General features: G+C 67.7%; 17 protein-coding genes and 1 other RNA gene. 4 read left to right on the top strand and 14 right to left on the bottom strand.

The genetic code is table 11. The features are described 5' to 3' along the window. Positions 1–581 precede the first annotated feature (581 nt). Positions 582–4,544 carry a helix-turn-helix domain-containing protein gene (locus ABD705_RS06800; protein ID WP_344781857.1) on the top strand — a complete coding sequence of 1,321 codons (3,963 nt, stop codon included), beginning with the start codon at positions 582–584 and terminating at the stop codon, positions 4,542–4,544. A 962-nt stretch (positions 4,545–5,506) separates the two neighbouring features. Here ABD705_RS06800 and ABD705_RS06795 read toward each other — a convergent pair. Together ABD705_RS06795 and ABD705_RS06790 are read right to left on the bottom strand one after the other, a co-directional pair. Beyond that, entirely contained in the window at positions 5,507–5,911 is a 405-nt protein-coding gene (locus ABD705_RS06795) for a PIN domain-containing protein (RefSeq protein ID WP_344781855.1), read from the bottom strand. Further along, entirely contained in the window at positions 5,908–6,129 is a 222-nt protein-coding gene (locus tag ABD705_RS06790) for a type II toxin-antitoxin system VapB family antitoxin (RefSeq protein ID WP_330170724.1), read from the bottom strand. Before ABD705_RS06790 ends, ABD705_RS06795 begins: the two co-directional genes overlap by 4 nt. Here ABD705_RS06790 and ABD705_RS06785 point away from each other — a divergent pair. Continuing rightward, a complete protein-coding gene (locus tag ABD705_RS06785) occupies positions 6,128–7,444 on the top strand; it encodes a site-specific integrase (RefSeq protein WP_344781850.1) in 1,317 nt (438 codons plus the stop codon). The two genes, ABD705_RS06790 and ABD705_RS06785, sit on opposite strands and share 2 nt — an antisense overlap. A gap of 142 nt (positions 7,445–7,586) precedes the next feature. Here the strand turns inward: ABD705_RS06785 and ssrA are convergent. Beyond that, positions 7,587–7,956, bottom strand: a transfer-messenger RNA (tmRNA) gene (gene ssrA, locus ABD705_RS06780). A 160-nt stretch (positions 7,957–8,116) separates the two neighbouring features. On the opposite strand from ssrA, the gene ABD705_RS16085 reads away from it, so the two are divergent. Next, positions 8,117–8,428: a hypothetical protein gene (locus ABD705_RS16085; RefSeq protein WP_425562042.1), complete on the top strand. Its 312-nt coding sequence runs from the start codon at positions 8,117–8,119 to the stop codon at positions 8,426–8,428. A 277-nt stretch (positions 8,429–8,705) separates the two neighbouring features. Here the strand turns inward: ABD705_RS16085 and smpB are convergent, their stop codons facing one another. From smpB to prfB, 4 genes are all read right to left on the bottom strand, one after another. Then, positions 8,706–9,182, bottom strand: coding sequence for an SsrA-binding protein SmpB (gene smpB, locus ABD705_RS06770; protein ID WP_344781848.1), 477 nt, complete (start codon positions 9,180–9,182; stop codon positions 8,706–8,708). A gap of 114 nt (positions 9,183–9,296) precedes the next feature. After that, the gene (gene ftsX / locus ABD705_RS06765) at positions 9,297–10,211 is read right to left on the bottom strand and encodes a permease-like cell division protein FtsX (protein ID WP_344781846.1); all 915 of its coding nucleotides are present in this window, start codon (positions 10,209–10,211) and stop codon (positions 9,297–9,299) included. After that, positions 10,208–11,296, bottom strand: a complete 1,089-nt coding sequence (gene ftsE / locus ABD705_RS06760) for a cell division ATP-binding protein FtsE (RefSeq protein WP_344781844.1) — start codon at positions 11,294–11,296, stop codon at positions 10,208–10,210. The genes ftsX and ftsE overlap by 4 nt, the downstream gene beginning before the upstream one ends. A gap of 61 nt (positions 11,297–11,357) precedes the next feature. Continuing rightward, a complete protein-coding gene (prfB, locus tag ABD705_RS06755) occupies positions 11,358–12,467 on the bottom strand; it encodes a peptide chain release factor 2 (RefSeq protein ID WP_344781842.1) in 1,110 nt (369 codons plus the stop codon). Between prfB and ABD705_RS06750 the strand changes: the two genes are divergently transcribed. After that, positions 12,466–13,788 carry an MFS transporter gene (locus ABD705_RS06750; protein ID WP_425562041.1) on the top strand — a complete coding sequence of 441 codons (1,323 nt, stop codon included), beginning with the start codon at positions 12,466–12,468 and terminating at the stop codon, positions 13,786–13,788. The two genes, prfB and ABD705_RS06750, sit on opposite strands and share 2 nt — an antisense overlap. 15 nt (positions 13,789–13,803) lie before the next feature. Here the strand turns inward: ABD705_RS06750 and ABD705_RS06745 are convergent, their stop codons facing one another. Genes ABD705_RS06745 through ABD705_RS06715 form a run of 7 tightly spaced genes read right to left on the bottom strand, consistent with a single transcriptional unit; the run spans position 13,804 to position 18,331 of the window. After that, on the bottom strand, positions 13,804–14,223 hold the full coding sequence (locus ABD705_RS06745; protein ID WP_344781840.1) for a pilus assembly protein TadG-related protein: 420 nt from the start codon (positions 14,221–14,223) through the stop codon (positions 13,804–13,806). Beyond that, a complete protein-coding gene (locus tag ABD705_RS06740) occupies positions 14,220–14,693 on the bottom strand; it encodes a TadE family protein (RefSeq protein ID WP_344781838.1) in 474 nt (157 codons plus the stop codon). The genes ABD705_RS06745 and ABD705_RS06740 overlap by 4 nt, the downstream gene beginning before the upstream one ends. Then, complete coding sequence (locus ABD705_RS06735) at positions 14,668–15,078, bottom strand: TadE/TadG family type IV pilus assembly protein (RefSeq protein ID WP_425562040.1); 411 nt, start codon at positions 15,076–15,078, stop codon at positions 14,668–14,670. The genes ABD705_RS06740 and ABD705_RS06735 overlap by 26 nt, the downstream gene beginning before the upstream one ends. A 2-nt stretch (positions 15,079–15,080) precedes the next feature. Then, on the bottom strand, positions 15,081–15,302 hold the full coding sequence (locus ABD705_RS06730) for a hypothetical protein (RefSeq protein WP_344781836.1): 222 nt from the start codon (positions 15,300–15,302) through the stop codon (positions 15,081–15,083). A gap of 31 nt (positions 15,303–15,333) precedes the next feature. Then, positions 15,334–16,269 (bottom strand): type II secretion system F family protein, encoded by a 936-nt coding sequence (locus ABD705_RS06725; RefSeq protein WP_344781834.1) that lies wholly within the window; start codon positions 16,267–16,269, stop codon positions 15,334–15,336. Then, positions 16,266–17,120 (bottom strand): type II secretion system F family protein, encoded by an 855-nt coding sequence (locus ABD705_RS06720; protein WP_344781832.1) that lies wholly within the window; start codon positions 17,118–17,120, stop codon positions 16,266–16,268. The genes ABD705_RS06725 and ABD705_RS06720 overlap by 4 nt, the downstream gene beginning before the upstream one ends. Further along, positions 17,117–18,331 carry a TadA family conjugal transfer-associated ATPase gene (locus ABD705_RS06715; RefSeq protein WP_344781830.1) on the bottom strand — a complete coding sequence of 405 codons (1,215 nt, stop codon included), beginning with the start codon at positions 18,329–18,331 and terminating at the stop codon, positions 17,117–17,119. Before ABD705_RS06715 ends, ABD705_RS06720 begins: the two co-directional genes overlap by 4 nt. Between the last annotated feature and the right edge of the window lie 55 nt (positions 18,332–18,386).

The following is an 18,386-nucleotide window of genomic DNA, read 5'->3' as shown; positions in this document are numbered from 1 at the left end:
CAAGGATCGCCCGGGCTTCCGCTTCGTGTCGGTCTCTCTCGGCGTGCTCGAACTCGAGCTTGCTCCGCGTTTCCGCGGCCTCGCGCTTGGCATTTCGGCGTCCCCGAGCCATGTAACCAAGTTGTCACGGGTCGCCGGTGTTTTCAACGCGACGGAGCGTGCCACTGAATAGTGCCTGCGTGCATTGCTTCTCGATTGCTTCTCGGTTGCTCGTGCGGGCAGCAGCGATCTGTTGCAGGTGACGAGACTGGAGCGGAGGGCTGTCGAGCTGCCGTCCCGTGAAGACCATCGGGGGCCGCGTAGGTGGGACGCTCTTTGGGCTTTCGTCTGTGCCGGTCGTACGAACCTCAGCTCTCATCACCACCGACTTGCTGGCCCGCGCACGCTTCCCGCCGACTGAGCGACGGACTTGCGGGCGTTGCCGGTCTCCGCGAAGGCAGACTTCCAGCCGCAATCCAAATGGCACGTCCTGCTGCCGAGGGCGTGTCACCCGATGGGTGATCCGGTCGAACACGGCCTCAACTCATCGGCCGGGCGAATCGCTCCAGTACACAAAGTCCACAATCTGTTAGACTGATGGTATGAACAGTGGCGATGGGCCCAAGCCATACCTGAACGTTCGTGAGACCGCGAAGCTCCTTGGGGTGCACGAAAACACCGTTAGGAACTGGGTCACAGCGGGCACCCTCGTATCAGCTCGTGTTCCTGGCTCGAGGCAGCATCGTTTTGCTCGAGAGGAGGTGCTGCGCCTTCAGAAGGAACGCGGCTCAAGCGCTTCGTCGGTCGCGCCCGCGCTGCGCACGGACGGGCCTGAGCTCATCACTGCCAACGAACTGAACACCTGGGCTGCTCGCGATGATGCAAAGACCGCCTTTCCCGAGTTTATTCGTCGTCTTCTCGCGGTGACTCCCGGGATCAGCAATCTTCAAGTCCGTGCCCACGAGGGTGTTGCTGCGTCTGGTTGGGACGGCACCGCCACGTCTGCAGGTAGTGCGTATCTTCCAGTCGGCGAGCTGCGCTTCGAATTCGGCACGGACGCCAACCCGAAAGGAAAGGCTCAGAGCGACTACGACAAGCGTGTGCTCGCGCTCCCCGCTGACGCGAGTTCAGTCTTTGTCTTCGCCACGCCGAGGAACTGGGCTGGCGGTAGCGCGTGGGCTTCCGATCGCGCCGCCGAGAAGAAGTTCTCTGGCGTGAAGGCCATCGATGCGCACGCTCTGGAGGGCTGGCTTCAAGAATCACCGTCCGTACATCGTTGGATTTCGGAGCGACTAGGCTACCGCCCGCGAGACGCACAGACCATCGAACGGTGGTGGCAGGCATTTCAGGGTCGCACGACGGTGGCGCTCCCGGCTGACTTCTTCACGGCAGGACGCACCGCTGAGGCCGACGAGTTGCGGGCAACCCTTACTGGTGCGGGATCCGGCGATGCGATCTTGGCCATTCAAGCGCCATGGCGCGATGAGGCGCTTGCCTTCACGTTCGCCGCCTTGGCTGCGCGAAACGACCTTCTGTATCGGGCCATTGTTGTCACCGAGAGCGCCGCCTGGCGGCGGCTGACCGAATCGCGGTCTCCTCTCATTCTCGTGCCGTTGTTTTCCGATGCGCCCGACCTCGCGGCCGCCGTCGATAACGGACATCGGGTGATCCTGATCGCCGAGCCTGGCGACATCATTCGAAACGCCAAGAAGATCGAGCTCCGCAAGGTAGACCGCGCAACCGCTCGCGAGGCGCTCAAGGCCGTCGTGGCCGACTCGAACAAGGCCGAGGCGATGGTGTCCCTCGCGCGTCGCAGTGTGCCCGCGCTCGTTCGTTCGATCGCGCGCGAGCCACGCTTCCGAGCCCCAGAGTGGGTCACCAACACCGATCAAGCCGCTGCCCTCGCACCACTCGTTCTGGTTGGATCGTGGACGAACGCTGAAGGCGACCTTGCAGTGATCGAAAGGCTGACCGGACGATCACGCGACGATATCGATCGCCTTCTGAAAAGTCTCGCAGGCCGTGCGGATGCACCGTTCGTTCGTTCGGGCGGCACCTGGCGTGTCACCTCGCCGGCAGAGGCTGCTCTTCTCCTCCTACCGACGCTCACTGATGGTGAACTAGCGAGGTGGGCCGAGGTTGTCACGGATGTCCTGTTGACACCGGACCCATACCAGGGCATGGATGCCGTCGCTCGTCTGACCGCGAGCACCCAACGCACCAACACGACCCATTCGGAGACGCTCAGGAAAGGCTTGGCCGATGGACTAGCGCTCGCCGCCGCGAGCGACGTCGAGCTTCCTGCTGACCTAGCCATGCAGGGGAGGGTCAGCCGGCTCGTTCACGATCTACTGCAAGCTGCAAACGCCGACGACACAGGAACGCCGTGGGCTCGACTGGCCAGTGTCCTGCCTAGCTTGGCGGAAGCCGCCCCGGAGGTGTTTCAGGATGCGGTTGAACTCGACTTGGACCGCGCCGACCCGATTCTGCGCACTATGTTCCAAGACAGCGGCGCGGACACTCTTTTCGGACCATCGTCGCCACACCCCAACCTGCTGTGGGCACTCGAGACGCTGTGCTGGTCGCCGACCTATTTCGGTCGGGCGGCAGCGCTTCTTGGAAGGCTGTCCGCACTGGATCCCGGTGGTCGGCTAAGCAATCGTCCGATCGAGAGCCTGCAGAATGTCACCGCGGGCTGGTTGCCTCAGAGCGGCGCGAGCGTCGACGACAAACTCGCCGTCATCGCGCGTCTCATGAAGCGCGAACCAGATGTCGGCTGGAAGCTTGCGCTCGGCGTCTGGCCTGATAGTCACGCAGTTGCTTTCCAGCCGCACGCTCCGACGTATCGCGACTGGTCGCCCATTCGGCAATCGGTCACCTATGCGGACTGGGGGCATTTCGTTCATGAGCTCGTGATCCTCGTCACCGCCGCTGCTGGGACCGACGCAGCATGCTGGAAAGAGCTGGTTCCGCAGATTGATGAACTGCCGCCCCAGGAACGAGTCGCAGTCCTAACCAGGCTCCGCGAGGTCATCGGCGCTCAACACTGGTCGCCCGAAGACGTGTATGCGGTTTGGGAAGCGCTGAGCAGCGAGGCAGATCGGCACGAGGAGTACTCCGACGCCGAGTGGGCTATGCCCGCTGAGAACGTGGCCACTTTCCGCGACCTTGCCGACGCCCTCGCGCCTACCCAGGACGGGCGACGGTTCTCCAGTCTCTTCGACTGGCGGGCTCACGTGCCCAATCTCAAGCTGGGCGACGAGGGATACGACATCGAACTTGCGCGACTTCAACGCGAGGCGCTCGACCAAGTACTTGTGCTCGGCTCAGACGCACTGCGCTCGCTCACCATCGATGTCAAGACACCCTATGTCGTGGGACGGCTGCTCGCAGGCACGGCCAACGCACCACATCAAGAGATTCTCAGGTGGCTGAGTTCATCGGAGCCCAACTTGAATCAAGCAGCGTTGAACTACGTGGGCGTGAAGATCCACGAAGGCGGGATGGAGTGGCTGAAGGAAGCCCTCGCAAGCCCGACGCTTCAGGAGGCCGAAGCTCGAGAGACGCTGATGGCGGCCGTGCCCCTCTCCCGCCAGTACTGGACTGAGTTGTCTTCGCTGAGCGAAGGACTCGAAGAGGCCTATTGGAAGCGAGCTCAGCCCTTCGCTGCGGCCTCGGACGATCGGGCGGAGGTCGTTCGGCGGTTCGTTCAACACGGTCGCCCCTGGGAGGCGATGGCACTTCTGAGCATCATGCTGCACGAGCATCAGGAACCGGAGATCAGTCTCGTCAAGGAGGTGTTCGACGCACTACGTCGAGGAACGGAGCCTCCTCAGGACACCACGATGAGCGGCTACTACGTCGGCCAACTTCTGAAATACATGGAACAACGGGTGCCCGACGACGACGAGCTCCCGGGCTACGAGTTCATGTTTTTTGAGCTTGTCCACGACCACGAGCCTTCGGGCGCCCTCTATCGAGCGCTGAGTAAGGATCCCACTGACTTTGTCAACATGGTGAGCGCCATCTTCCGCGCGGAAGGGGAGCCCAAGCGAACGCCCACACCACAGGAGCAGGCCTTCGCGCACCTATCCTTCTCAGTGCTCCGCAAATGGCGCATGCTCCCCGGACTCGCGGACGATGGCAGCATTGACGCCGACCACCTTACGGAATGGGTACGCGCCGCCCGCCTTGCCCTAGCGGATAGTGGGCGAGCATCGATCGGCGACGAGCAGATCGGGCAGGTACTTGCCTCGAGCCCTGTTGGGTCAGACGGGGTTTGGCCAGCCGAGGCCGTTCGGGAAGTGATCGAAAACGTTGGCAATGCACGGATCGATACGGGCTTGCACATCGGCAAGACGAATCAACGTGGTGTGACTTCGCGTGGCGTGTTCGATGGCGGTGGTCAGGAACGTGTGCTCGAACAGCAGTACCGGGAAATGGCTAGTAAGATCGCCACACGGTGGCCACGCACGGCTCGCATCCTGCGGGGCATCGCGGATGGTTATCAGCATGAAGCCCGCCGTCACGACGCAGAAGCCGAACGGATGGGCGACGACGGATGACGTTCTCTTCCCTCACCGATCATGGATCGCCGGGTGGCAGAGCAGGAGGGAGCCCGTCCGCAACGCATTCAAGATCCTTCAGTTCGAATGGCGGCTACAGGCTGGACCAACTGGGCTACTAGCCGGCCGCGTCAACCTGCCGGTGAATCCTTGCCACGAGACTTTCGACACGAATCCGCGCCGAGACAAGCCCTCGAGGCTTGGGAAGACCCAAGCTGGTCACGCGATCGGTCACCGAGTCAATCACTTCAGCAGCAACGTCAAACTGCCGTTGGACTCGGTTCCTCACCGATGTTCGAAGCTGAGCCGTGAGCTGCGCTTTAAGCAACGTCGTATCCCACGAGACCTCGAGAAGCATTCCCGCTGACTCGCGGAGTTCGTCATCGGTCAAGTTGTGGACGTTGCGGCTGGCTAGGAAGAAGTCGCTCCACTCGGCCAGAGACTCAGAGATGAGGGTTCAGGGAGTGGGGGCCGCGATCGCGGCACGCTCGATACCGACCGTGGGGCGACACCCGAGCGCCACCTCACTGGATATGTGAGCGACTTCCATTGGCCCGGTTTCTAGATGTGGACCGTGCCCGCCGCCAGAGCGGGCCAGCGAGCAATGCCAGGCCACTCCGCGACCCTGCGCCCTCGCGCAGTACCCGCAGGAGGTCCCGCTCCCGTTCACTGCCCGCAAGGGGATACCAATGGCGACCGAGGTCGCACCACCATGCATGCATCGCTGGCAGAAGTGTGCTCAGCCCGGAAGCCACGGTGCAGTGTCTACGGCTCGCGGTGCAGTGTCTACGGCTCGCGCTGTGTGCTGGGAATCATCGTCTGCCCCATCCACGGTTTCCGCTGCCGTCAGGTCGGGCGGGATCTCTGGCAACTCGATTCCAGCCTTCTTGAGGGCCGCATTTGCAACATCTCCGGGCAGCTCCGTCTACGTAACCCGTTCACAACCTCCCGGGGAACTACACCTAGGCCTCGACGTACTCCTGCCGAACCGCGCCCCGCGTGGCGATCTCGATGAATTCAAAGTCGTGGTCTGAGTTCAGGATGACAGCGTCGTTGACGACCGCGTATGCCGCAATGAGGCAATCGAACGCCGCTGCCGCACGCATGAGCCCGGTGTCCCATAGCGCCTGCTGGATGTCTAGGGCTTGCTGCTCGTCGGGGTGCTCCCATGCAGGCAGTAGCTGCTCCATGTCCGCGCGGAGTTCTTGGTACTCCAGTGGGCTCCGGGCCGAATGGCAGTACTCGAGGACTTGCGGCGGGCAGGTGATGATCAGGTGACTGGGTGAGAGCTCCCGGAGTCTTGTCGCAATCGCTTCGCTCGTTGCGGCCTTCTGCCAGATGCTGTTGTCGACGAGGTAGGTCGTCACTGGCCGGCAATCGCCGTCGCCGGTGGAATCGTCGGTGCGTCGATCTGGTCGGGCTCGAACGTACGGGCGATAATCCGCTCGACGGCCGCTGGCTGGCGACGGACGGCGATGAGAGTGCGCAGGGCGAGATCCACCGTCTCGCGATTGGAGGTCGTGCCGGCGAGCTCTTTCGCTTGGCGCAGCTCGTTGGGGTCGATATCGATTGACGTGACCGTCATGACTCCTCCTCCGGTTTGTATAGAACAGTATATAGACCTTTCGCCCGACTCCGCATCGATCTCACGCGCATGGCTTCCATCGCGCCAGATGCCCAAGAGGGTGCCATGTCCGCCTCCTGAGCTAGCCTGGCCGTCGAGGCGCATCATGGGCAGCATCACGGCGTATCAGGCGGCGGCCGGCCGCCGCTACCGAGTTCGCTGGCGCGACGACAGCACTCACCGCCAGGTCGAGAAGCGCGGGTTCCGGACAAAGCGCGAGGCCGAGATCTTCCTCGCCCGCACCGAAGTCGCCCGCACCGACGGCTCGTACACCGATCCGTCCGCGGCCCGAGCCGCCGTGGGCAATCACGGCACCGTATGGATGCGCAACAAGCGCCACTCCCTCAAGGCGTCGTCGTACAGCTCGCTCGAGACCTCGTGGCGCGTCTACGTCCGCCCTCGATGGGAAGACACGCGAATCGGCGACATCCGCGCGTCACAGGTCGAGCAGTGGATCCGGGAGCTCTCCGAAGGCACGGCACCGACGAATCGCACCAAGAGCAGCGGCGTCGCCGGCAAGCCGCGCTCGGCGACGGTCGTCTACCGCGCTCTCGGCGTGCTTGCCGGCATCCTCGACACCGCCGTTCGTGACGGGCGAATCCCCCGCAACGTCGCTCGCGGCGCACAGAACCTGCCAACCAAGCGCTCCGAGAAGCCGCGACGCTACCTGACGCACGCCGAGGTCGTCCGCCTCGCCGAAGCAGCGAGCACGTCGACCTATCGCACGCTGATCCTCGTCCTCGCTTACTGCGGCCTTCGATGGAGCGAGGCGATCGGCATGCACGTCCGCGACATCAACTTCGACCGGCAGCGTATCCAGGTCAATCGTGCGGCGGTCGAAGTCGAAGGACGCATCGTCCTCGGCGCTCCAAAGAACTGGGAGCGGCGGATCGTGCCCTTCCCCGAGTTCCTCGAGCCGCCACTCCAAGAGATGTGCACCGGCAAGGGTCCAGACGACCTCGTGTTCACCGACGCTGAGGGCAACCACCTCCGACGGGCGAAGACCAGCGTCGGGACCACGTCGTGGTTCGCCGCAGCGCTCGAACGCTCAGGCATCGAGCGACTCACGCCGCACGACCTTCGGCACACGGCCGCGAGCCTGGCGATTTCGTCCGGCGCCAATGTTAAGGCGGTGCGACGGATGCTCGGCCACAAGTCCACAGCGATGACGCTCGACACGTACGCCGACCTGTTCGAGGACGACCTGGCCGACGTCGCCGCCCGCCTCAACCAGGGTGCGCTCGCCGCGGACGTCAGCCGCATCATTCAGGTATGAATGTGGGCAAGCCCCGAAAGTGTGGGCAAATTGTGGGCAAATTGTGGGCAAATAAGGAATCGACGCTGGGTCCGAGCAAAGGAAGAGGGCCAGAAATCCGCGCGATTCCGCGGGTTTCTGACCCTCTTCCGTGACAGCGGCTTGGTGGAGATGGGGGGAATCGAACCCCCGTCCATCGCTGAGTCTCCACGTCTTCTCCGGGCTCATTCTGTGCAGACGTTCTACTCGGCTCCGACCTTTGTCACAGACACCTAAGTCGACGAGCCCAGCCTGGGAAGAGTCCCGCGCGACGTCCAGACGCCGTCGCACAGCAAGATTCCTAGATGACGCCAGGATCCGTACCGGAATCACATACGGTCTGACGGACTATCGAGCTCGCTTACGCAGCGAGGGCGAAGTCAGTGCGCTTTGCATTGGCACTTATTGTTTTGCAGGGAGCGTTCACGAGATAACCCTGCATCCTCGGCCCGCTTCCCGTGAATTCACAAGCGATGTCGAAACCGATCATCCCCGTGGATGCTCCGTGGGAGCGGCCGCTGTCACACTGTGGATTTGTCACACCCGGGCGTATAAAACACCCGAGCATCACAGGATACAACAGACCCGCCCCATCGGGAATTCCGGCGGCACCGCCGCATCCCACGGCTGCATGCCGCACCGTAGGCTCACGATATGGGCGAAGTGACGATCACCGTCCGGGGCGAGCACGGAGTGCTGCGGGCCACCGAAGAAGCCGTTGCCCGCATCACCGTCAGCGCCGAAGGCCCCGAGCGCCGCGAGGTCGTCGCCCAGGCCGTGCAGGTCGCGGTGGAGCGCGCCACGGCGTCTGCGCAGGCGCTCGGCCTGGCCGAAGTCATGCCGGTGGAGGTCGCGGATCTGGGCCTGCTCGCGCTGGAGTGCACCCTGCAAGGCGACGTTCAGGCCGCGCACCTCCAGGCCCACCTTGATGAGTTCGTGTCCCGCTTCAATCGCCGCACGGTCTGAGAACGCGGGCTGCTGTTCCTCCGGCTCCTCGAAAATGCTGTTGCCGCTTCCCCTGTCTCGTACAGGACCCTGGTCGCGAACCCCGAAACCACGCAGCCGGCCGCATCCGAGAGCCGCCATCCGGAACCCCCGGCAAGCCTCACCGATGACCCACTCGGCAGGCTATGTCGGCAGGCCATGTCGGCACGCCGCATCGTCACGGCAGCAAGACGGACGCCCGGTTCCCCGAAGCCCTTGACATCCTGTCTCGCTGCTCTACGCTCACAGTGCCGACAGGTTAGTCGCCGAGCCGGTTGCGGCTGCGCATGGCCCGCTCGGCCTCGCGCTTGTCCTGCCGCTCGCGCAGCGTCTGCCGCTTGTCGTACTCGCGCTTGCCCTTGGCCAGGGCGATCTCGACCTTGGCGCGGCCGTCCGAGAAGTACAGCTTCATCGGGATCAGGGTGTAGCCGCCGGCCGAGACCGCGTGCGAGAGGCGCACGATCTCCTCCTTGTGCAGCAGCAGCTTGCGGGTGCGCTTGGCGGCGTGGTTGGTCCAGTTGCCCTGCAGGTACTGCGGAATGTTCACGGCATCCAGAAATGCTTCGCCGCCGTCGATGTACGCATAGCCGTCGGTGAGGTTCGCACGCCCTTCGCGCAGCGACTTGACCTCGGTGCCCGAGAGCACGAGGCCCGCCTCATACGTCTTCTCGATGGTGTATTCGTGGCGCGCGCGACGATTGGTCGCGACGACCTTCTCACCGCGTTCCCTGGGCATGAGCTCTCCTGATCGACCGGTTGATTCACCAGACCGTGCGGATGCCGCATCCGGCACCACCGCGACCGGGCGCGTGGACGGCAGCCCATCAGTGTACCGCAGCGGCCGAGGCCGCTAGGCGCGCAGCCAGCGCCGGATCGCGATGCCCGCCGACACGGCCGCCAGCACCACGCCGATGATGATCAGCACCGGGACGACGTAGGTGACCTCGCGCATGCCCACCCAGGTCGTGATGAAGTCCACCCGGGAGCGCAGATAGCCGAGCACGCCGAACCGCACGCCCGCCCACACCGCGCCGCCGGCCAGCACCGACCCGATCAGCGCCGCGAAGACCCCCTCGAGGATGAACGGCGTCTGGATGAACCCGTTGGATGCCCCGACCAGCCGCATGATGCGCAGCTCGCGCCGTCGCGCATACGCCGACAATCGGATCGTGGTCGCGATCAGCAGCACTGCGGCGATCAACATCAGCGCAGCGATGCCGACGGCGACATAGGTCGCCACGGTCAGCGCCGAGAAGAGCGGTTGCAGCAGCTTCATCTGGTCTTGGACGGCCTGCACCCCCTTCTTGCCGGCGAACGCCTCGGTCAGGACCTCGGAGTTCTCGGGGTTGACCAGGTTGATGTAGAAGCTCGCGCCGAACTGGCTGGGCTGCAGGATGTCTTTGTAGTCGGCGCCGAGCAGTTCGAGCGCGTTCTCGTACGCCTGCTTGGGCGTCTCGTAGCGCACCTTGGCGATCAGCGGCTTCAGGCCCGCGCCGTCGAGCTGATCGCGCACCGCCTGGATCTGCGCGGCCGTGGCCTGGCCCTGGTCGCAGGTGGCCTCGCGGGCGCCGTCCATGCACATCGAGACCTGCACCTGCGCGCGACCCGACCAGAAGTCGCGCATCGTGCCGATCTGCGCCTGCATCAGGATCGCGGCGCCCACGAACGTGAGCGAGACGAAGGTGACCAGCACGATCGAGATCACCATCGACGCGTTGCGGCGCAGTCCCGACAGCGCCTCGCCGAAGACCAGTCCCGCCCTCATCGCGTCGGCCCCACTTCGTCGTCGGTGTCGTCCAGGCCAAGTCGGTCGGCCAGTCCCAGCTCGTCGATGTTCACCCCGTCCACGGTCAGGGGGTCGGGCGCCGCGAATGACGTGGATGCCGCGGGTTCGGCCTGCTCGGCCGGCTGCGCCGCGGTGGCCGGGGCGGGTGCGGGCGCCGCAGCACCGGCATCCGCGGGCACTGCCGGAGGCACGGGCGGGGGTGTCGGAGATGCAACGGGTGTCGCCGGCGCCGTGGCGCCCGCCGGCTCGGCGGCGGCGTCGTCGACGCTGCGCGCCGGGATGCCCTCGACCGTCTCGCGGTGCACTTCGAGCACCGCGGTCAGAGCAGCCACGGCCGCCGCGCCCCGCTCCGGGGCGGGCGCGAGGCTGGGCAGACCCGAGGTGTCGCCGTAGCCGCCGCGCCGCTCGTCGCGGACCAGTTCGCCCTGGTGCAGCTCGATCACGCGGCGCTGCATCTGGTCGACGAACCCCGCCTCGTGAGTGGCCATCACGACGGTGGTGCCGGTCGCGTTGATGCGCGCCAGCAGCCGCATGATGTCCACCGACGTACCGGGGTCGAGGTTGCCGGTCGGCTCGTCGGCCAGCAGCACCTGCGGGCGGTTCACGAGCGCGCGGGCGATCGCCACGCGCTGCTGCTCGCCGCCGGAGAGCTCATGCGGCAGCCGCTTGCCCTTGCCGTCCAGGCCCACCAGCGCCAGCACCTCGGGCACCGATTGACGGATGAACGCGCGCGAGGAGCCGATCACCTGCAGCGCGAACGCCACGTTCTGGAAGACCGATTTGGTCGGCAGCAGCCGGAAGTCCTGGAACACCGCGCCGATATGACGACGGAAGTAGGGCACCTTGCGGCTGGACAGGGTGCGCAGGTCGCGCCCGAGCACGACCACACGACCCTGGCTGGGCGACTCCTCGCGCAGGATCATCCGCAGGCACGTCGACTTGCCCGACCCCGAGGGGCCGACGAGGAAGACGAACTCCCCGCGCTGCACCTCGAAGTCCACACTGTTGAGCGCGGGCCCCGCGGTGCCGCGATACCGTTTGGTGACGTTTTCGAAGCGGATCATGGCTGTACGAGCCTAAGCGGGACGATCCGGATTGCCCGCAGCGACACCGCGCGGCATCCGATCAGTCTTCGGTCTTGCGCTTTCGCCAGCGGATGCCCGCCGAGATGAAGCCGTCCAGGTCGCCGTCGAACACCGCCTGCGGGTTGTTCACCTCGTGGTCGGTGCGCAGGTCCTTGACCATCTGGTACGGCGCCAGCACATAGGAGCGCATCTGGTCGCCCCAGCTGGCGGTGATGTTGCCGGCCAGCTCCTTCTTGGTGGCGGCCTCCTGCTCCTTCTGCAGCAGCAGCAGGCGCGACTGCAGCACGCGGAGAGCTGCAGCGCGGTTCTGGATCTGCGACTTCTCGTTCTGCATCGACACCACGATGCCGGTGGGCAGGTGCGTGATGCGCACGGCGGAGTCGGTGGTGTTCACCGACTGTCCACCCGGGCCCGACGAGCGGAACACGTCCACACGCATGTCGGTCTCGGGGATGTCGATTTCGGTGGCCTCTTCCATCAGCGGAATGACCTCGACTGCGGCGAACGACGTCTGCCGCTTGCCGGCGGAGTTGAACGGGCTCATCCGCACCAGCCGGTGCGTGCCGGCCTCCACGCTCAGCGTACCGAAGGCGTAGGGCGCGTCCACCTCGAATGTGGCCGACTTCAGCCCGGCCTCTTCGGCATAGGAGGTGTCCATCACGGTGACCTTGTAGTTGTGGTGCTCGGCCCAGCGCAGGTACATCCGCACCAGCATCTCGGCGAAGTCCGCAGCATCCACCCCACCGGCGCCGGCGCGGATCGTGACCACGGCGGGCCGCTCGTCATACTCGCCGTCCAGCAGGGTCTGCACCTCGAGCTGGCCGATCACGCCGTCGAGGCTGGCCAGCTCGGCGCGCGCCTCGTCGGCCGAGTCCTCGTCGCCCATCTCGTTGGCGAGTTCGACCAGCACCTCCAGGTCGTCCAGCCGCCGCTGGATGCCGCGCACCCGGGCCAGCTCGGACTGCCGGTGGCTGAGTGCGCTGGTGACCCGCTGCGCTTTCTCGGGGTCGTCCCACAGGTCGGGAACGCCGGCCTCGGTGCTCAGCCGGGCGATGTCCGACTCGAGCCGGGGCACGTCGACCACCGCCAGGATGTCGGCGAAAGTGGAGCGCAGGGCCTGGATGTCGGCAGACAGATCGAGTTCGAGCATGACACTCCAGACTATCGTGGATGCGGTGACCACCGATTCCCCCGCCCTGAGCGTCGGCTCGGTGCTGTGGCGGTTCGGTCCGATGATCTACGGCCCGGCGTTGCTGTTCGCGCTCGGCGAGGGCGCGGTGATCCCGCTGATCCCGGTGATCGCCACGAACCTGGGCGCCGGCGTCGCGCTGGCGGCACTTGTGTCGGCAGCGCTGGTGGTCGGCCAGCTGTGCGGCAATCTGCCGGCCGGGTGGGCGGTCTCGCGCATCGGCGAGCGACTGACGATGGCGATCGGCGGCACGGCGGGCATCGTCGCCAGCATCGCACTGCTGATCGCCCCGAACCTGGTGACACTGACGATCGCGGTGTTCATCCTCGGCTTCTGCGCGGCGGTGTTCGGGCTGGCCCGGCATTCGTTCATGACCACGCGCATCCCGCTCTCGTTCCGCGCCCGCGCGCTCTCGATGCTGGGCGGCTCCTTCCGGCTCGGCGTGTTCATCGGACCGTTCGCCGCCGCGGGCCTGCTGGCGATCTTCGGTGACGAGCATGCCGCCATCTGGTTCACGCTGGTGTGCCTGGTGGGCGTCGTGCTGCTGGTGCTGCTCGGCCCGGATCCCGAGACGGATGCCGCCGCCGCCCTGGCCCGCACCCAGGCGCACACCGAGCCGCTGCTGGAAGAGGACACCGGCGAGGCCATCACCGGGCCGATCCGGGTGCGCACCCCCGATTCGCCCGGCGTCTTCCGCACCATGTGGCAGCACCGGCGCGCGCTGGCGCGCGTGGGTGCGGCGGCCGCCGCGCTGTCGGCGACCCGGTCGGCGCGGCAGGTCGTGCTGCCGCTGTGGGGCGTCTCGATCGGGATGGACGCGCCCACGATCGCGATCGTGGTCGGCATCTCGGGTGCGCTGGATTTCGCACTGTTCTATGCGAGCGGGCAGGTGATGGACCGGTTCGGCCGGCTCTGGGCGGCGCTGCCGGCGATGCTGATCATGGGGCTCGGCTTCATCGCCCTGTCGTTCACCCACGACCTGTCGCAGGCCGCGGCGTGGTTCGTGGTGCTCGGCGCGGCGCTGGGCGCGGGCAACGGCATGTCCAGCGGCATCTTGATGACCCTCGGCGCCGACCTCGCGCCGCAGCGCGACCCCGCGGCCTTCCTCGGCTCGTGGCGCACGCTCACCGACGCCGGCGGCGCGGCGGCGCCGCTGCTGGTCTCGGCGATCACGGCGCTGTTCTCGCTGACCCTGGCCACCGGCATCATCGGCGGGGTCGCACTGCTGGGCGCCGTCGGCTTCATGCGCTGGCTGCCCCGGTACGTGCCGTACCGCAGCTAGCCGGGCGGGCGGCGGCTACCGCAGCGCCGTACGGCTGGTGGCCGTGGCGTGCAGCACGATGCCGTCGGGCACGAACACGGTCAGCACCGGCGGATGCCACGCCTGAGCGACCCGCACCCGAGACGACAGCCCGTCCGGCGTCCCGGCCGACACCAGTCGGGCTCCCCCGCCCACCTCGGCGATCAGCGCGCTCGCCTGTTCGCGCACTCCGGCATCGGTCAGCCGCGCCGTGGCGTCGGTGCCGGCCAGGCTCAGCGTGAAGCCGTCAGCGCCGGCCAGTGCGGCGGAATCGGCGAGCGCGTCCAGCTGCTTCTGGGCGAGGTACATCGACGTCGCATCCGTGCACACCAGCACCGCCGCCAGTGCCAGCAGCACATAGCCGAGCGTCAGCGGCAGGATGCTGCCGTCGTCGCCGCCGCGCCGGATGAGCCTCACTGCGCACCCCGCAGCCGTGACACCCGCTGGGCGGACGAGGCCTCCACCGGAATGCTCGCCAGCTCGTCCAGCCCGAGCACCGGCGGCACCAGCGGCAACCCGACCCGCGCCCGCAGAGTGACGACCAGAGTCGCCCCGACGCGCGGGCACTCCCGGCCGGCCGGCCGGCAGGACAGGTCGAGGGTCAGCGAGCCGGCATCCATCTCGTACTCGTCGACGATCGATGCCAGCGCGGCGTCCGCGCGGGCGCGCGCGGCGTCGGCGTCGGGGGCGGTGGCCACGGCGCGCGCGATGTGCCGCGCGCCGGCGGCCACGCCCAGAGACTGGCCCTGGATCAGCCCGAGCGAGATGATCAGGTACACGATCGGCACCAGCAGCACGACTCCGAGCAGGATGAACTCGAGGGGTGCGTTGCCGGCGTCGTCGGGGGCGCGCACGCCGACGTCAGCCGAAGCTCTCCGCAGGAGCATCCGCCGTCACCTCCAGCATGCGCGGCATGCCGAGCAGGCCGACCAGCGGCAGCGGCACATGCACGCTCACCCGCACCGTGGGCTGCCGGCCGAGCATCGCGTGGGTCGCCGTGACATCGGTCGCATACGTCGGACCCACCGCTCGGGTGATCAGCGTGCGGGTGCGTGCGGCGCCATCGGCCAGCGTCTCGTCGGCCAGCGCGGCCCGATAGGCGCCTTCGACCGCCGCGTCGTGCACGACGTTGCGCACATAGACCACCAGTCCGAACTGCAGCACCCCCAGGGTGAGCAGCGTCAACAGTGCGCCGACGAGGACGAACTCGACCGGGCTCGAGCCGGTGTCGTCCCCGCCGCAGCGCAGTCGGCGGGCGATGGTGCGCATCATGGTTACAGCCCGGAGACCTTGCTGATCGCCTGTTCGAACAGATCGGCCAGTGCGGGTCCAGCCAGGGCCCAGATCACCACGACGAGCCCCGCCGTCATCAAGGTCACCAGCACCCAGCCGGGCACGTCGCCGCGGTCGTCGGCGAGCTCTGCCGACCAGGCACGGCGGACCCTGTCCCAGGCCGAGCGCACCAAGGGTGCGGCGCGGTTAGCGATCTCGTGCATCGTTCTCTCCTTCATTCGACGTCGTGCACCTTCACCCGATGCCCAGGCGCAGCATGAACACACCCGGGAAGATGGCGAACAGAACCGACAGCGGCAGCACACCGAACACCAGCGGCAGCAGCATCAGGATCTCTTTGCGCCCGGCGCGCTCGATCAACGTGCGCTTGGCGTCTTCGCGCGCATCGGCGGCCTGGGCCTGCAGCACCTGCGCGAGCGGCGCACCGCGGTCCAGCGCCGCGACCATGTGGTCGATCGCCCGGGTCAGCGCCGGAACCTGCAGCGCCCGTGCGAGGTCGTGCAGCGATTCGGCGAGCGCCGATCCGGTGCCCACCCGCAGCACCAGAGCGCGCAGTTCGGCGGTCAGCTCCCCCGCGCCGACGCCGCCGGTGCGGCGCAGTGCATCCAGGATGCTCTCGCCCGCGGACAGGCACAGCGCCAGGAACTCCAGCACCGTCGGCAGCTCTTCTTCGATGCGTGCGACCCGCGCACGCGCCGCTCGGGTGAGCATCAGGTCGCCGGCGGCGGCACCGGCGGCCGCGCCGACGATCGGCACGACCACGGCCGCCGGGATGAACCGCCCGGTCAGCACCAGCACCACCAGCAGCAGACCGCCGGCGGCCAGGCCCACCAGGGCCCACGCCAGCTGGCGCGCCCGGAATGCCGCGGCCCCGGCGGCATCGGCGGGCCGGCCGGCCTGCCGCAGCCGGCGGGCGACGGCGTCGCTGCCTCCGACCAGGGCGGCGAGCCGTCCGGCCAGACTTCGCCAGAGCAGAGCCGGCGAGAGCACCGGTGCCAGCGGCGTCAGGCCCTGCGGGTCTGCGATGTCCCGGATGTAGGGGGCGATGCGCCGCTCGAGACTCGGCGCACCCCAGCGCGGCAGCAGCACGAGCAACAGGCAGACGCCCACGCCCAGCGTGCCGCCGAGCACGATCGAGACGGCGGCGTCGGTCGCCGCGGAGCCGATCACCCGAACCACCTGCGCGGCTCGGGCAGCCGGCCCAGCCGGATCATGATGCGGTAGGCCACGAACGACACGGCCGCGCCGGCGACGATCATGGCGATCCCTTGCGGGCTGCCGTATGCCTCGGCGCCCTCGGGCCGCATCGCCAGCAGCGCCAGGATGACCCACGGGGCGACGACCCCGAGCACGGCGGCGCCGCGGATCCAGGACTGCCTCGCTTCGACCTCCGCACGCAGGGCCGCGTCGGCGCGCACCGAGCCGGTCAGCGCCCGCAGCACCGGCACCAGTTCGGTGCCGCCGACCTGCCGCGCCATCCGCAGCGTCTCGATGATGCGGTCGGCGATCGGATCGGACAGCGCGATCTTCAGCCGTGTGATGCTGGAGTCGAAATGCCCCGACGCCGCGACATCCCGCGCGAAGGCGGCGAATGCGGGGCGCAGTGCCGGGGAAGCGGAGGTCTGCAGCGACGCGACCGCGTCCGGCAGCGACATCCCGGCGCGCACCGAGGCGATGAGCAGTTCGCAGATATCAGGCCAGAGCGCCCGGCGCGAGTGCAGCAACCGCAGTTGACGCGAGCGCAGCCAGAACAGCGGTGCGGCACCGCCGACGACCGCGGCGAGCACGGCGATCGCGGGCACCGGGATGATCAGCCAGGCCACCGATGCCGCCACCAGCGCCAGCAGCACGCATACGGCCAGCGGCACCTTGACCGGCACGTGGGCGTAGCCGGCGGCATCCATCAGCCGATCCAGCGCGCCCGGCTCGTGCCCGCGGCGCGCCGCCTGCCGCGGCCACAGCCAGGGCGAAAGCACGAGCAGGATGCCCGCCGCCAGCACCGCACCCCAGACCAGCGTCACGATGCGCTGCTCCGGCGCCGGCGATCGGACGATTCGTACACCGTGCGCACGTCGATGACGCCGTCCACGACCCCTCCGGTCGGTGCGACGACCTCGGCCACCCGGCGCGTGCCGTCGGGCTCGCGGACACAATGCGCGACCAGATCGACCGACGAGGCGATCGCCGGCAGCACGAAGCCGGCGTCGATGTTGCGCGCGGCCAGCAGCGGCAGCGCGGCGAGCTTGACGAGTGCGTCGCGGGCAGAGTTGGCGTGCACGGTCGCCGCGCCGGGCACGCCGGTGTTCAGCGCCAGCACCAGATCGAGCGCTTCGGCGTCGCGCACCTCGCCGACCACGAGCCGGTCGGGCCGCATCCGCAGCGCCTCTTTCACCAGGCGCCGCAGCGTCACCTCACCCGTGCCCTCCAGGCTCGGCTGCCGCCCCTGCAGGGCGACGACGTCGGGCACGTCCAGTGCCAGCTCGAAGGTCTCCTCGACGGTGACGACGCGGGTGCCGGGGGCGCTCTCGCCGATCAGCGCACCCAGCAGCGTCGTCTTGCCGGCGTGGGTCGCCCCCGACACGATGATGCTGGCCCCGTCCCGCACCGCGTCGCGCAGCAGCCCGGCGCCGCCCCGGGTGAGAGAACCGCCGTCGACCAGGCCCGCAAGTGTGCGGTGCGCCGTGAGGAACTTGCGCACGTTCACCGACCAGTGCCGGCGGGTGATGTCGGGGATCACCACGTGCAGCCGTGAGCCGTCGGGCAGTGCGGCGTCGACGAACGGCTGGCTCAGGTCGACCCGGCGACCGGTCGCCTGCAGCATCCTCTCGACCAGATCGCGCACCGCCGCGTCGGTCAGCACCAGCGGCACGCGCTCGGACGCACCCGCCCGCGCGACGAAGATCTGGCTGGGCGAGTTGATCCACAGCTCTTCGACGGTGGGGTCATCCAGATACGCCTGCAGCGGTCCGTAGCCTGAGACCGATGCCAGCACTTCGCGCACGCACCCGTGCTCGTCGTCGATCGGCTCGAGCCCCCGGGCCAGCGCATAGTCGTTGTGCCGACGCACCTCGGTCCACGCGATCTGAGCGGCCCGGTCGGGGTCGCGGGCCGGATCGGACTGCTCGTCGCGCAGCCGGTCGCGCACCCGCTCGGCTACCGCGCGCACCGGGTCGGGCCGGCCGCCGAGGCCCCGCGCCGCGGCTCCGCCGCCGGCTGCGTGCGCGATGCTCATGCCAGCATCCTCGCAAGAATCACGGGACCGCCGCGGGAGTTATCCACAGGCCGGC

It is taken from the genome of Microbacterium kribbense (assembly GCF_039537285.1).
Taxonomy (GTDB): domain Bacteria; phylum Actinomycetota; class Actinomycetes; order Actinomycetales; family Microbacteriaceae; genus Microbacterium; species Microbacterium kribbense.
Note: the sequence above shows the minus strand (reverse complement) of the source record. Positions and strands in the feature narration are given on the sequence as shown.

Bases quoted from the DNA above. Each gene is read 5' to 3' on its own strand.
- ABD705_RS06800 (WP_344781857.1), top strand. From the start codon at position 582: ATGAACAGTGGCGATGGGCCCAAGCCATACCTGAACGTTCGTGAGACC.
- ABD705_RS06785 (WP_344781850.1), top strand. From the start codon at position 6,128: ATGACTCCTCCTCCGGTTTGTATAGAACAGTATATAGACCTTTCGCCC.
- ABD705_RS06790 (WP_330170724.1), bottom strand. From the start codon at position 6,129: ATGACGGTCACGTCAATCGATATCGACCCCAACGAGCTGCGCCAAGCG.
- ABD705_RS16085 (WP_425562042.1), top strand. From the start codon at position 8,117: ATGGGCGAAGTGACGATCACCGTCCGGGGCGAGCACGGAGTGCTGCGG.
- smpB (WP_344781848.1), bottom strand. From the start codon at position 9,182: ATGCCCAGGGAACGCGGTGAGAAGGTCGTCGCGACCAATCGTCGCGCG.
- ftsX (WP_344781846.1), bottom strand. From the start codon at position 10,211: ATGAGGGCGGGACTGGTCTTCGGCGAGGCGCTGTCGGGACTGCGCCGC.
- ftsE (WP_344781844.1), bottom strand. From the start codon at position 11,296: ATGATCCGCTTCGAAAACGTCACCAAACGGTATCGCGGCACCGCGGGG.
- ABD705_RS06750 (WP_425562041.1), top strand. From the start codon at position 12,466: ATGACACTCCAGACTATCGTGGATGCGGTGACCACCGATTCCCCCGCC.
- prfB (WP_344781842.1), bottom strand. From the start codon at position 12,467: ATGCTCGAACTCGATCTGTCTGCCGACATCCAGGCCCTGCGCTCCACT.
- ABD705_RS06740 (WP_344781838.1), bottom strand. From the start codon at position 14,693: ATGCTCCTGCGGAGAGCTTCGGCTGACGTCGGCGTGCGCGCCCCCGAC.
- ABD705_RS06735 (WP_425562040.1), bottom strand. From the start codon at position 15,078: ATGATGCGCACCATCGCCCGCCGACTGCGCTGCGGCGGGGACGACACC.
- ABD705_RS06730 (WP_344781836.1), bottom strand. From the start codon at position 15,302: ATGCACGAGATCGCTAACCGCGCCGCACCCTTGGTGCGCTCGGCCTGG.
- ABD705_RS06715 (WP_344781830.1), bottom strand. From the start codon at position 18,331: ATGAGCATCGCGCACGCAGCCGGCGGCGGAGCCGCGGCGCGGGGCCTC.